Source organism: Myxococcaceae bacterium JPH2, from assembly GCA_016458225.1.
Lineage (GTDB): Bacteria > Myxococcota > Myxococcia > Myxococcales > Myxococcaceae > Citreicoccus.
The window spans coordinates 158,176-171,493 of the sequence record JAEMGR010000006.1 but is presented as its reverse complement, the minus strand read 5'-3'; the positions used below and the strand labels follow the sequence as shown (position 1 = coordinate 171,493).

Genomic DNA, 13,318 nt, shown 5'->3' with positions numbered 1-13,318 from the left:
GCATCTCGCGCTGGGGGCTTCACGCTCCCGGCGCGGCGCGCGCCCAGGCCTCCAAGCGACGGTCGAGCGCGGTGAGGGCCCAGAGGTCGGCGGGATTGTCTGGATGCACCGCCTCCAGCGCGCGCTGGAGGGCGGGACGGGAGCGGACCTCGCCCCACTCCGACAACACCCGCAGCGCCATCAACGACGGGACGCGCTCCAACACCTCCAGCAGCACGTCCACCACCCGCGCGCTGCGCTCGCCCGCCGTCAGCCGCTGCACGGCTTCGTGTCGCTCCTCCGGTGAGGAGTCCGCTCCGCTCACCATCGCCGCCAGCGCGTGGAAGCGCGCCTCCTCCAGCAGGCCGCGAGGCCCAGGAGCGGTCCACGACTCCACCGTCACCCGCGTGCGGCCGAACAGCACGTGCTCGCGGCGCACGCCGTCGTCTCCGAACACATCCAACACGTCTTCAGGCGCGGGAACGCCGCCCTCCAGCACGCCTCGCGCGCATGCGGCCAGCTCGGGCGAGTTGCCCAGCATGTGCACGCGCAGCACCGACGCTTCCGCCTCGGCCATGGGCTGCCGTCGTCCCCACTTGAGGAAGACCTCGGCCAGCCCCGCGCCCTGCACGTACCAGCGATACTCCAGCCACACGGCGCTCGGCCGCAGGGCGAAGCGCGAGTCCGAGGGCTCGTGCAGCCGTGGCGCGCCCTCCGCCATTCCCGCGAAGCAGCGGTCCAACCGGGCTTGGGCATCCTCGAGGCGCATGCGAGTCCGGGCCGCAATCTAGCCCGCTCGCCCGCCCCCAACGCGAGCCTTCGCGTCAGGTCTCGCGTCGCCCGCACGTTCGTGTAAAAATCACACCAACCACGGAGCGCTCCATGGGCGGCAAGGCACGCAAGTTCACGTTCTTCTGGCGAGAGGGCTCGCCGTTCTCTCAGTGGCATCCCTCGCGGTTCGTGGTGGAGGGCAAGACGTACGGCTGCGCGGAGCAGTACATGATGGCGGGCAAGGCGCGGCTCTTTGGTGACGCGGAGCACGAGGCCGCCATCCTGGCGAGCGGCTCTCCCAAGCGACACAAGGCGCTCGGTCGCAAGGTGCGCGGGTTCGACGCCGCGCGCTGGGAGCAGGAGCGCGAGCGAATCGTCTACGAGGGCAACCGCGCGAAGTTCACGCAGGACCCCACGCTGTTGGCGACCCTCCTGAAGACCGCAGGGACGGAGCTTGTCGAGGCCAGTCCGCTGGATCGCATCTGGGGCGTGGGCTTGAGCGAGGAGGATCCCCGCATCCAGGATCCTTCTCGTTGGCGAGGGCTGAACCTCCTGGGCAAGGTCCTCACGCAGCTGCGCGATGACCTGCTCGCGGAAGGCTTCACCGTCCGCTGAGCACGGAGTCGTACAACGCCAGCGTCTGCTCGGCGTTGCGTCGCCACGTGTAGCGGGCCGCGTGCTGGCGCCCCTTCTCTGCCAGCGCGGCCCGCTCCTCGGGAGAATCGAGGAGCCGCGTGAGGGCCAGGGCCAGTCCCTCGGCGTCATCGGGCCGCACCGCGAGGGCCGCGTCGCCGCAGACCTCCGGAAGCGCCCCCGCGTTGGACACGATGGTGGGCGTGCCCAGGTGCATGGCCTCCAGCGGAGGCAGGCCGAAGCCCTCGTAGCGAGACGGGAAGACGAACACCGCGGCGCGGCGCATCAGCTCATAGAACACGGCGTCGGATTGGTAGCCGAGCGCGCGCACGTCCAGCCCCTCCGCGCGCATCCGAGCGATGCGCGACTCCACCCGGCCCGAGCCGAACCAGCTCTGCCCCGCGAGCACGAGCGGGACAGCGCGACCGCGCGCTTGCAGCCGCTCCAGCGCATCCAGCACCAGCTCCACGTTCTTGCGGACATCGAGCGAGCCCGCGTACAGCACGAAGTCCCTGGGCAGCGCGAGCGCTCGGAGGAAGTCCTCGCTGGTGGGGTCCAGCTGGGGCGCCACCACGTGGTCCACGCCGTTGTGCACCACCACGGCCTTGGCCTCGGCCTCCGGGTAGCGTGCGACCAGGTCCTTGCGGGTCCGCTCGCTCACGCACAGGACCCGGTCCGCCAGTGTGAGGCTGCGGCCGAGCCACAGGCGGAACTGCCACCGGAACGCCTTCGACACCGTCTCTGGCATCTGGAGCGGGATCAGATCATGCACGGTGACGACATAGGCCGTGCCCGCAACGCGTGTCAGCGGAAGATTGAAGTTGCCTAGGGCATGGAACAGCGGCGGCGCGGTGCGCTGGAGCACCTGAGGCAGCCGGGCCAGCGTCCACGCGGTGCGGCCCTGCGCGCCCCGGGGCGCCTCCCCGCTCGTCCTCGCCCCCAATCGCTCCACGCGGACGCCCAGGGATTGCAGCGCTTCGCCCAGACAACGCGTGTACAGGCCGATGCCTGTCGTGGGCTCGTCCCAGAGGGTGGCGTCGAGGGCGATGGGTCCGGTGGTGGACACGGAGCCGCCTCATACCACGGGCGTGTGATAGGCAGGGCGGACATGGCAGTCCACCAGTTGATACCGAGCTTCGTCCCCGGCGACGCCACCGGACAGGCCGCGTTGCACCTTCAGCTGCTGCTCCGCCGGCTGGGCCACTTCGGCGAGCTGTACGCCGATGAGGTGGGCTCCGGGCTGGAGGGCCTCGCGCGCCCTGCCTCCGACCTGCGTCCCCAGGCGGACGACCTCGTGCTCTACCACCACGGCATCGCCTCCGCGCTGAGTGGACGGCTGATGCACCTGCCGTGCAGGCGCGGGCTCGTCTTCCACAACATCAGCCCCGAGCGCTTCTACGGCGGAACGCCCCTGGCGAATGCCCTGCGCGCGGGCCGCGCCCAGCTGGCCGCCATGGCGCCCTTCGTGGACGTGGCGCTCGGCGTCTCCGACTACAACGCCGCCGAGCTGCGCGCCGCCGGCTACCGCAACGTCCACACCGTCCCGCTCTTCATCGAGCCCCAGCGCTTCTCCACCACCTGCGCGGATCCGCGCATGACGGGCCAGTTGGCGGGAGCCGGCCCGGTGATGCTGTCCGTCAGCCGCGTGGCGCCGCACAAGCGCTTCGAGGACCTCATCGCGCTGCACCGCGAGCTGCTGCGCCTGCGGCCCCGCGCGCGACTGCTGATGGTGGGCGGCTACGAGCCCGGCAGCCGCTACTTCAAGTCGCTCCAGCGCGAGGCCCGAGGCCTCACGGGGGTGCACTTCCTCGGGCGCCTGTCGCATCCCGAGCTGGTGGCGGCCTACCGCTCCGCGTCCGTCTTCGTCTCCATGAGCGAGCACGAGGGCTTTGGCGTGCCGCTGCTGGAGGCGATGGCCGCCGAGGTGCCCGTGCTCGCCTACGGCGCCGCGGCCGTGCCCGAGACGATGGGCGGCGCGGGCATCACCTTCGACCAGAAGCGCTTCGCGTTCCTCGCCGAGCTGGTGCTGGACCTGAGCGAGGACCTGGCCCTGCGCGACGCCGTGCTCGCCGGACAGGCGCGGAGGCTGCGGCACTTCTCCGCCGAGTCCGCGCAACAAGCGCTGGCGCAAGCCCTGGCGGATCCGACCGCGCCCGCCCGCCGGGCCCGCCCCCGTGCCCCGGTCCGTCGCCCGCGCGTGGCGGTGGTGGTGCAGCGCTACGGCGAGGTGACAGGAGGCGCCGAGCGCCACGCCGCGCAGGTGGCCGAGCACCTCTCCGCGCACTGGGACGTCACGGTCCTCACCACGTGCGCGAAGAACCACCTCACCTGGGAGAACGTCTTCGCGCCCGGGCCGGACCGCGTGGACCGCATCAAGGTCCTGCGCTTCCCCGTGACGCGCGTGCGGCACATCCGCCCGTTCAACCACCTGTCGCGGCAGGTGTTCGACCGGCACAACGAGCGGCTGCGCGAGGAGCAATGGGTCGCCGAGCAAGGCCCGCTGTGTCCGGGGCTATTGAGCCACCTGGCGCACTCGCGCGGGGCCTACGACGGCTACCTCTTCTTCACGTACCTCTACGCGCCGACGGCGTGGGGCCTGCCGCTGGTCGCGGACCGCGCCATGCTCGTCCCCACCGCGCATGACGAGCCGCCGCTGCGCTTCGGCGCATACTCGGACACGTTCGAGCGCCCCCGGGTGCTCATGTGCAACACGCCCGAGGAGATCTCCCTCATCGAGCGCTTCTATCCCGGGCACGCACGCGCGCGCGTGGTGGGCGTGGGCGTGGACGCGCCTCCGTCCGACAGCGCCCGCTTCCGCGAGAAGCACGGCGTGCATCGCGAGTACCTGCTCTACGTGGGACGGCTGGAGCCGGGAAAGGGCATCCCCGAGCTGCTCTCGTACTACCGCACCCTGCGGGCACGGTACGCGGATGCGCCGGACCTCGTGCTGGCGGGCGAGGCGAACATGGAGCTGTCGGGCGAGGGCGTGCGCCACCTGGGCCGCATCGACGAGCAGGACAAGCACGATGCGCTCGCGGGCGCGCTCGCGGTGGTGGTGCCGTCGCGGTACGAGAGCCTCTCGCTGCTCACGCTGGAGGCCTTCGGTCAGGGCACGCCCGTGCTGGTGAATGGGCGCTCGGATGTGTTGGTGGGCCAGGTCGAGCGCAGCGGCGCGGGGCGGGCGTACATGGACCTCGCGTCGTTCATCGAGGGGCTTCGAGAGGTCGGCAGCGAGCGTGGGCCCATGAGCAAGAAGGGGCGCACGTACGCGAAGCGACATGGGTGGCCGCAGGTGGTGGCGGCGTATCGGGAAGAGATGAATCGCATCCTCGAGGAGAAGCACCGATGAAGCTGCTGGGACGAGACATTCCCGCGCGCGAGCTGATTGCCCGCATCGAGGAGCGACTGCGCACGCGCGGCCTCCCCACCTCCGAATCGGTGGCGGTGCCCGTGGAGGGCGTGGAGCCGCCCGTGGATCCGCTGTCGTTCAACCTGCACTCGCTGGAGGAGAACGCGGACGCCACGCGCCCGCTGCCCCTGCACACGCACCGCGGTGGCGTCGGTCAGGTCGTGCTCGTGGCCAAGTGGGCCTTCCGCACCTCGTGCCAGGTGTTCATCAACGAGGCGTTCGGCCGTCAGCGCGTCTTCAACGGCGTCGTGCGCGACTCCTACGCGCAGCTCTCCGCGGAGGTCATCCGCCTGCGCCGCGAGGTCGAGGAGCTGCGAGCACAAGCCGCCATGCATCCGCCCGCGGGCACCTCGCGGATGACCGCGCCTTCGCGCGCACCCGAGTCAGAGGTCCGCGCGCCCGCGAGTCCTTCGCGCACGGGCTCACACCCTCGCGCCCCCGAGACCGCGCGCACGTCCGCCCCCGCGCACCCTCCCGAATCCGCCGCGCTCACGACCTCGGGCCCGAGCGGACACAGCCCGACCCACCGCCCTCCCGCGAACGAGCCGGCGAAGCGCACCGACGAGCGCCAGGTTCGAGCACGCGGCAGCGCCAAGCGCTCGCGCCGCCCCAAGCAAACGTGACAGCCCCTCATCGAGGTGCAGCGCTCCGCACCTCGCTCCAGGCCCCTCCACACGAGTCCCCCCACGCCGCCTCCAGTCCCACGGCGTGGGGCCCGCACGAAGGAGCGCATCGCCGAGGAGGACGCGGGTGGACCCATCCAGAGCCCCGCCTCGCGCGACGCGGCTCATCGCCCCGTGTGGCGCGACGAAGCGCGCGCCCCTTCGCTCACGGGAAGCGGTACACGGTGACGTAGCCGTCGCTGTGGACCAGCTGGCCACCCAGCTCCTCCACCACGAAGCGGTGCCGCACCGGGTGGAAGTAGTGCGAGACGTACCAGTGGAAGTGGTTCTCCTGGAGGTACGCACGCATCTGCGCGCGCTCCTCGTCGGAGACGGGTCCGAAGGCGCCGTTGAGCCCCTCGAGCGCCTGGAAGAGGCGCTGGTTCAACATGGCCGCCTCGCGCACCGGCAACCGCGACAGCCGCGCGAAGGACACCGGCTTGCCATGGAAGATCTGCTCCCATTGGCCCACCACGTGGTCGGTGAAGACCGCGGAGGGCATGGGGTCATCGTGAATCTGCTGGAAGACCGGCGGCAGGTTCGGCAGCGGCGGCATGGGCAGCGGCTGGCCGCGGTACTCCAGGCTCGGCACGGCGACGAGCGCCAGCGCGGCCAGGGCTCCCGGAGCAGCCTGTCCCGAGCGCCGTCCCACCCACTCGCCCAGATAGACGGCCGCGAAGGACGCGAGCACCGCCAGCGACAGCGTGGTGAGCAACTCGAAGCGCACCGGCATGCCGCCTCGCGAGAACAACGGCACCACGTGCTTGAAGACCACGTAGGGCATCGGAATCGCCACCCGCAGCGGCTGCCCGAACGCGGTGAGCGGCGTGGCGACAGACAGCGCGGTGGCCAATCCCAGCACCACCAACACGTCCCGGCGCCACACCCGCTCGCGCCACGCGGGCAGGAGCGCCACCAACCCCGTGAGCATGATGAGCAGCACCACGGGCGACAGGTGGTCCTCGCCGCCAATGTTGAGCACGGTGCCCATGGACAGCGCCGCGAACCCCAGGCCCATCCCCGCCCAGCGGCGACCGTCTGGCACGCCTCGCCAGAGCGCGAACACCGCCAACAGCGGCGTCACCCAGCCGAGGAACGTCCCGGCCTCCTCGCGGTTGCTCGCCATCTTCGCGCGCACGATTCCCATCGAGAAATCGCGCAGGGCCGCCGGGAGATCCGGCAGCCACGCGGACAGCGAATCCGGAACGAAGAACGCGTACAGGTCCGTGTAGTAGTCGGAGTCGCCGTGATGGATTTGCAGCGGCGCGGGGAAGGCATGCAGCAGCAGCGGCACCACGGGTGGCACGCACGCGAGCCCCGCCGCGAGCCCCGCCCACAGCGCGCGCCGCACGAGCGGATCCCTCCACGACTCCAGCGACAACAGCGGCCCGCGCCGCCAGCGCTCGGCCACCACCCAGAGGAACGAGAACAGCGCGCTGTAGAGCAGGTAGTAGTAGTCGCACAGCAGGACGTACAGCGCCGTCAGCGCCAGCCCCACCAGCCACCGCCGGCGGCCCTCATCCAACCAGCGGAAGAAGAAGTACAGGTAGAGGGGGATGCCCTCCAGCGCCACCAGGTTCAGGTGCGCCATCGCGTGGCTCAGGTGGTAGCGCGAGAAGTCGAAGACGCACGCCCCCACGAGCGCCGCCGCCGCGGACACCCACGGCCCGTGGCCCGCGCGCTCCAGCAGGTAGCGCACGAGCAACCACGTCGTGTAGCCCGTCAGCACGAACGAGCCGAACAGCACCAGGTTGTACGCCGTCTCCACCGGAACGAAGGGCAGCAGCACCGCGCCCCACAGCGTCTTCGCCGGCGCGAGCGTGTGCCAGTACAGCTCGGCCCCCAGCGGCCAGTGCAGCATCGGCGCGAAGAAGGGGTTGTGCCCCTCGGACACCACCTGGCGCATCCACCAGAGGTGCCACATGTTCATGTAGACGTCCTCGCGCCCTCCCACGACGTGGCCGCGCAGGTTCGCGACCAACGGCCAGGTGTGGAACGCGGACAGCACGCCGAACGCCAGCAGCACCACGGGGTGCAACAACCGACGCAGCAGAGGAGACATGGAGGTCGAAGAACTCAGAAGGGCCGCTCGGCGGCCATCAACATGTTGTCGCCCAGGTTGAACGGGATGGACCACTCGCCCGGCATCCCGCGCCGCACCAACTCCAGCACTGGCGCGGCGGGCCGGAAGCTCGCGGACACCTTCCGCAGCAGATAGTCCGCCGAGATGATGTGCGTGTACGTCCGGACGTCCGTCACCCGGAAGCCCACCTCTTCCAGCATCATCGCGAGCGTGCGCCGGTCGAAATAGAAGAGGTGCATGTCCATCAGCCACGGCCACTGGCCGCCCAGCATCCGGGCCACCAGGCTGCCCACGTCGATGGTGGACAAGTAGACGCGGCCACCCGGGCGCACCAACTGGAAGGCGGCGGCCAGCTCCTCGCGCGGATCTGCGAAGTGCTCCACCACGTCCCACAGCGTCACGACGTCATAGGTCGTTCCGCGCGTGGCCAACTCCTTGAGCGGCACGCCGTGCACGGTGAAGCCCAGCTGGCGCGCATGCCCCGCGGCCCAGCGCGACAGCTCCAACCCCTCGGGACGGAAGCCGCCCTCGCGCGCCACATCCAGGAAGTAGCCGCAGTAGGCCCCCACGTCGAGCAGGCTCCGGTCCTGGGCCGACCCCAGCTCCTTCAGCACGCGGCGGAAGGTGCGGTAGCGGTTGTCCTTCTCCGCCACGTAGAGCGGATCCTCCACGTCCTGGTACGCCTGGAGCAGCGCCTGCGCCGAGCGCATGGGCCACTGGAACAACATGCCGCAGTCCTCGCACCCCCAGATGGGCGGGTGGTGCCGATGACCAAAGGACGTGCAGTTGTAGGCCGCGGCCCCATCCGGCCCCGCGCCCCCTCGCGCCGAGTGGCGCAGCTTCAGCCGCCCGCCCCGACACAGGTAACAGGCATCGGGGACAGGAGCCAGGTGGAGCTCCGAGGAGCGGCGGGCTGCGGGATCCGTCATGGGCGGCGAACCGTATCCGCAAGGTCGGGCCGTCTCAACACGGCGTTTACAGGGAAGCCGTGACCCTTAGCCGCCGGGGGCGCTACTGAACGGACGCCCCGCCGGGCCGCGCGCGGTGGGAGGGCCTGGCGCGTCGGTTGACGCACTCCGCCCTCCAGCCAGGCAGATTGCTCCCATCACCCCCGGTGACGAGCCCGCTTGCTTTCCGGGCGGCTCGCCGCGAAATAGGCCCCGTCCTGGAGCCGTTGTCCACGGTTCCTCTTCTCCTTCAGTGACATGCGCGCCTTGACCGACCTGCAAACCGATACCGGCCCTTCCCTCACCCTGGGCATGCCGGGCTTCACGTTCGAAGACCTGTACCGTCCGCGCGGCCTGCGGCGGCTCATGGAGCGCTTCGACGCGCAGCTCGCCGAGGCTGAGCCCGACCTCTTCCAAACCTTCGACGCCTACCGCCAGTCCGGAGGCACCAGCCTCTCCGGTCCGCAAGAGGCGGACGTGCTCGTGCGCGTGGCGCGCCACGTCTCGCGCTTCATCAGCCAGCTCTTCCGCATCGAGACCGAGTCCCAGCGACTGGCCGGGCACCTGCGCGGCGAGCTGCCCCTCTTCGACTTCAAGCGCGAGTTCATCACCCGCCGCGTCTTCAAGAAGGGCGCCCCCGAGCGCCCGTCGCTGTCCGAGTTCCCCTCGCTCGACGCGCGCATGCGCCTGCTCATGCAGCTGGGCTTCCCGGACGCACTCGCGCACGGGGACCTGGAGCGAGGACTCGCCGAGTCCATCCTCACGCTGCTCGATCTGGAGCGCCTCTTCGCCGGCAGCCTCCCGCCCGAGTCCCAGCCCCGCGCCGAGTCCCTCCGCGCCCGCTGGACCACGCTGCGCACCGCGCTCCTGTCCACGCCCGAGGGGCGCGACAGCTTCGGCTCCAGCCTCGTCTCCAAGGGCGATGACGCGGCGGAGCTGCTCGCCGTGCGCGCGCTCGTGTCGCTGGCGGACCGGTGGACCTACGCGCGGGCCCTGCACCCGGAGACGAAGGACGTCTTCCACTCGTGGCCCACGCACCGGCTGCCCAAGCCGCTGGTGTTCGATCAGCTCGTCCAGCTCCAGCGTCCGGACGCCGAGCTGCCGGAGAAGACCGAGGGCCTGGAGCACCACCTGCGCCACCGCGACGGCTTCAAGCTCACGGACCGCCGAGGCACCCAGCGCGACGTGATGAGCGAGGTGGACTACTGCGTCATCTGTCACGAGCGCCAGAAGGACTCGTGCTCCACGGGCTTCCCCGCCAAGGATCCGGTGGCCGAGGGCCACACGTACAAGAAGAACCCGCTCGGCATCCCGCTCACCGGCTGCCCGCTCGACGAGCGCATCTCCGAGGCGCACCTGCTCAAGCGTGAGGGCGACTCGCTGGGCGCGCTCGCGATGATCACCCTGGACAACCCCATGTGTCCGGGGACTGGCCACCGCATCTGCAATGACTGCATGAAGGCGTGCATCTTCCAGAAGCAGGAGCCGGTGAACATCCCGCTGGCGGAGACGGGCGCGCTCACGGACGTGCTCGACCTGCCGTGGGGCTTTGAAATCTACGGACTGCTGACGCGCTGGAACCCGCTCAACATCCGCCGGCCGTACGCGCTGCCCTACGTGGGCCGCAACGTGCTGGTGGTGGGCCTGGGCCCCGCGGGCTACACGCTGTCGCACTACCTGCTCAACGAGGGCTTCGCCGTCACCGGCATCGACGGCCTCAAGGTCGAGCCGTTCCCCGATGAGCTGGTGGGTCGCGGCGGCCAGGGACTCCAGCCCATCCGCGACTGGCGGGCGCTGACGCGGGAGCTGGACGAGCGCGTGCTGGAGGGCTTCGGTGGCGTGTCCGAGTACGGAATCACCGTGCGCTGGGACAAGAACTTCCTCACGCTCATCCACCTCACGCTGGCGCGGCGCGAGGGCTTCCGCATCTACGGCGGCACGCGCTTTGGCGGCACGCTCACCATCGACGACGCGTGGTCGCTGGGGTTCGATCACATCGCCATCGCGGCCGGCGCGGGGCGCCCCACCATCATCGGGATGAAGAACAACCTCATCCGGGGCATCCGCAAGGCGAGCGACTTCCTCATGGCGCTGCAGCTCACTGGCGCGTTCAAGAAGGACTCGCTGGCCAACCTCCAGGTGCAGCTGCCGGCCATCGTCATCGGCGGCGGACTCACCGGCGTCGACACCGCCACCGAGCTGATGGCGTACTACCCGGTGCAGGTGGAGAAGGCGCTCGACCGGCACGAGAAGCTCGCGGCGGACCTGGGCGAGGACGCCATCCTCGCGAAGCTGGACGCCGAGGAGCGCGCCACCTACCAGACCTTCCTGGAGCACGGCCGCGCGGTGCGCGCCGAGCGGCAGCGCGCGAAGGAAGAGGGCCGCACGCCGGACTTCATCAAGCTCGTGCGCGCCTGGGGCGGCGTGAGCCTGGTGTATCGCCGCGGCCTCACCGAGTCCCCCGCCTACCGCCTCAACCACGAGGAGGTCTCCAAGGCGCTGGAGGAAGGCATCCGCTTCATCGAGCGCATGAGCCCGGTGGAGGCGCTGCCGGACGCCACGGGCGCGGTGCGCGCGCTGCGCTTCGAGCGCATGGTGACGGTGGACGGCAAGCTCAAGGGCAGCGGCCAGTTCTTCGAGATGCCCGCCCGCACGGTGTGCGTCGCCGCGGGCACCTCGCCCAACGTCACGTACGAGAAGGAGTACCCGGGCACCTTCCAGCTCGACTCCTCCGGTGACTACTTCCAGGGCCACGCCCTGAAGGAGACCGCCGAGGGCTTCGCGCTCGAGTCCATCGAAGCCGCCGAGGACATGTCCGCGCGCGTGGGCTTCTTCACCTCGTACCAGAAGGACGGGCGCTTCATCAGCTTCTACGGCGACAACCACCCGACGTACGCGGGCAACGTGGTGAAGGCCATGGCCAGCGCGAAGGATGGTCACCCGGAAGTCGCGCGCCTGTTCGCGCGGGACGTGGCCGCCCTGGACGTCCGCGACGAGCTGGACGAGGCCCGCCGCGAGGAGCGCCGCGCCGCGCACTTCGCGAAGCTGGACGAGGCGCTGCTCGCCACGGTGGTCGCGGTCAACCGCCTGACGCCCACCATCGTCGAGGTCGTGGTGAAGGCGCCGTTCGCGGCGAGCCACTTCGAGCCCGGCCAGTTCTACCGGCTGCAGAACTTCGAGCGGAACGCGCCGGTGGTGGATGGCATCCGCCTCACCATGGAGGGCCTGGCGCTCACCGGGGCCTGGGTGGACAAGGAGCGCGGGCTGATGGGCACCATCGTGTTGGAGATGGGCTCATCCTCGCGCCTGTGCGCCGCGCTCAAGCCCGGCGAGCCGGTGGTGCTCATGGGCCCCACGGGCGCGCCCACGGAGATCGGCCGCAACGAGACCGTCGTCCTGGTGGGCGGAGGCCTGGGCAACGCGGTGCTCTTCTCCATCGCGCGCTCGCTCAAGGCCGCGGGCTGCCGCGTCGTGTACTTCGCCGGCTATCGGCTGAAGGCGGACTCGTTCAAGCACGAGGAGATCGAGGCCGGCACGGACCAGGTCATCTGGTCGGTGGACTCCGGCGAGCCGCTTCCCGCGCGACGGCCGCAGGACGCGTCCTTCCAGGGCAACGTGGTGCAGGCCATGGTCGCCTACGCGCAAGGGAAGCTGGGCGTGGCGCCCGTCGTCTCGCTGAGCGACGTGGACCGCATCATCGCCATCGGCTCGGACCGGATGATGCGCGCGGTGGCCGAGGCGCGGCACGGCGTGCTGCAGCCGTACCTCAAGCCGGGCCACGAGGCGATCGGCTCCATCAACTCGCCGATGCAGTGCATGATGAAGGAGATCTGCGCCCAGTGCCTCCAGAAGCACGTGGATCCGACCACGGGCAAGGAGACGTGGGTGTTCTCTTGCTACAACCAGGACCAGCGCCTGGACCACGTCGACTTCGTCAACCTCAACCAGCGCCTGCGCGGCAACACCGTCCTGGAGAAGGTCGCGGACACGTTCCTCGCGCGACTGCTCAAGACCGCGCCGCACCTCAAGCGCGTCTGAGGACCCGCCAGGTCGCCCGGGCCTTCAACGCCCGGGCGGCCCACCGGCCTTCAGCGCCGGAGTCCAGCAAACGCCTTGAGCATGTCCTGGTAGTTCTTCGTGAGGTCCTCTTCACGCGCGAGCACCGCATCCACGCTCGCGTCGCCAAACTGGGCCCGGACCTGCGGCAGCTTCTGGAACGTCTCCACCTGACGCCGCATGGCCTCCACTTGCGGCGCGAGCTGCGAGCGCTGCTCTTGCGGCAGCCGGGCCTGGAGCGCCTCCAACTTCTTGAGTTCCTCCTCGAACTGAAGCGTGCGCCCCATCTGCCGCTGGCTGATGACGGCGGTGACGATCTCCGCGATGCCGTTGACGTCGTCCTCGCTCAGCCCCGCGGCCTGTCGCGCCTCGACCTCCGCCTTGGCCTTGCGCTCGATGAGCTTGAGTCCGGCGCGCGCCTCGCCCGTGCCCGCGTCCATGAGCGAGCCCATGTCCTGCAGGCCGCGCATCAACGAGCCGTACACCTCCAGCATCCGGCGCTGATACCCCACGTAGGCGTCCAGCTTCTGGGGAGTCACCGCATAGGGGCGGGGCTCCTCGGACTCGCCCGGCGTGGTCGGACGCGACGCCGTGCCTGCTTCAGCGGCCTGGGACTCGCTCGCCCGTTCGTCCTTCTTACAAGCCGAGAAGGCCAGTGCCCCCAGCAACAACCACGACACCTTGCGCATGCGTTCTCCTCCGGTCCGCGCCGGGGGAGATGAAGTATATGCTCCCGACCTCGCGCGCGAGCGCCGGTGCTCGAACCCCGCTAGAAGAG

General features: G+C 70.4%; 9 protein-coding genes. 4 read left to right on the top strand and 5 right to left on the bottom strand.

The window, feature by feature from the left end; translation table 11 throughout:
• Positions 1-19 precede the first annotated feature (19 nt).
• A complete protein-coding gene (locus JGU66_13350; protein ID MBJ6761755.1) occupies positions 20-748 on the bottom strand; it encodes a hypothetical protein in 729 nt (242 codons plus the stop codon).
• 113 nt (positions 749-861) lie between these two features.
• Between JGU66_13350 and JGU66_13345 the strand changes: the two genes are divergently transcribed.
• Positions 862-1,365, top strand: coding sequence for an NADAR family protein (locus JGU66_13345; GenBank protein MBJ6761754.1), 504 nt, complete (start codon positions 862-864; stop codon positions 1,363-1,365).
• On the opposite strand, the gene JGU66_13340 is transcribed toward JGU66_13345, so the two are convergent.
• The gene (locus tag JGU66_13340; GenBank protein ID MBJ6761753.1) at positions 1,352-2,449 is read right to left on the bottom strand and encodes a glycosyltransferase family 4 protein; all 1,098 of its coding nucleotides are present in this window, start codon (positions 2,447-2,449) and stop codon (positions 1,352-1,354) included. The genes JGU66_13345 and JGU66_13340 overlap by 14 nt on opposite strands.
• Before the next feature lie 42 nt (positions 2,450-2,491).
• Here JGU66_13340 and JGU66_13335 point away from each other — a divergent pair, with 42 nt between their 5' ends.
• A complete protein-coding gene (locus tag JGU66_13335; protein MBJ6761752.1) occupies positions 2,492-4,732 on the top strand; it encodes a glycosyltransferase family 4 protein in 2,241 nt (746 codons plus the stop codon).
• Positions 4,729-5,415 carry a hypothetical protein gene (locus JGU66_13330; protein ID MBJ6761751.1) on the top strand — a complete coding sequence of 229 codons (687 nt, stop codon included), beginning with the start codon at positions 4,729-4,731 and terminating at the stop codon, positions 5,413-5,415. Before JGU66_13335 ends, JGU66_13330 begins: the two co-directional genes overlap by 4 nt.
• 205 nt (positions 5,416-5,620) lie before the next feature.
• Here the strand turns inward: JGU66_13330 and JGU66_13325 are convergent, their stop codons facing one another.
• Positions 5,621-7,516 (bottom strand): hypothetical protein, encoded by a 1,896-nt coding sequence (locus JGU66_13325; protein MBJ6761750.1) that lies wholly within the window; start codon positions 7,514-7,516, stop codon positions 5,621-5,623.
• A 14-nt stretch (positions 7,517-7,530) separates the two neighbouring features.
• Positions 7,531-8,265, bottom strand: coding sequence for a class I SAM-dependent methyltransferase (locus tag JGU66_13320; protein ID MBJ6761749.1), 735 nt, complete (start codon positions 8,263-8,265; stop codon positions 7,531-7,533).
• A 477-nt stretch (positions 8,266-8,742) separates the two neighbouring features.
• Here JGU66_13320 and JGU66_13315 point away from each other — a divergent pair, with 477 nt between their 5' ends.
• A complete protein-coding gene (locus tag JGU66_13315; protein ID MBJ6761748.1) occupies positions 8,743-12,522 on the top strand; it encodes an FAD-dependent oxidoreductase in 3,780 nt (1,259 codons plus the stop codon).
• Positions 12,523-12,572: 50 nt separating this feature from the next.
• Here the strand turns inward: JGU66_13315 and JGU66_13310 are convergent, their stop codons facing one another.
• On the bottom strand, positions 12,573-13,229 hold the full coding sequence (locus JGU66_13310; protein MBJ6761747.1) for a hypothetical protein: 657 nt from the start codon (positions 13,227-13,229) through the stop codon (positions 12,573-12,575).
• Between the last annotated feature and the right edge of the window lie 89 nt (positions 13,230-13,318).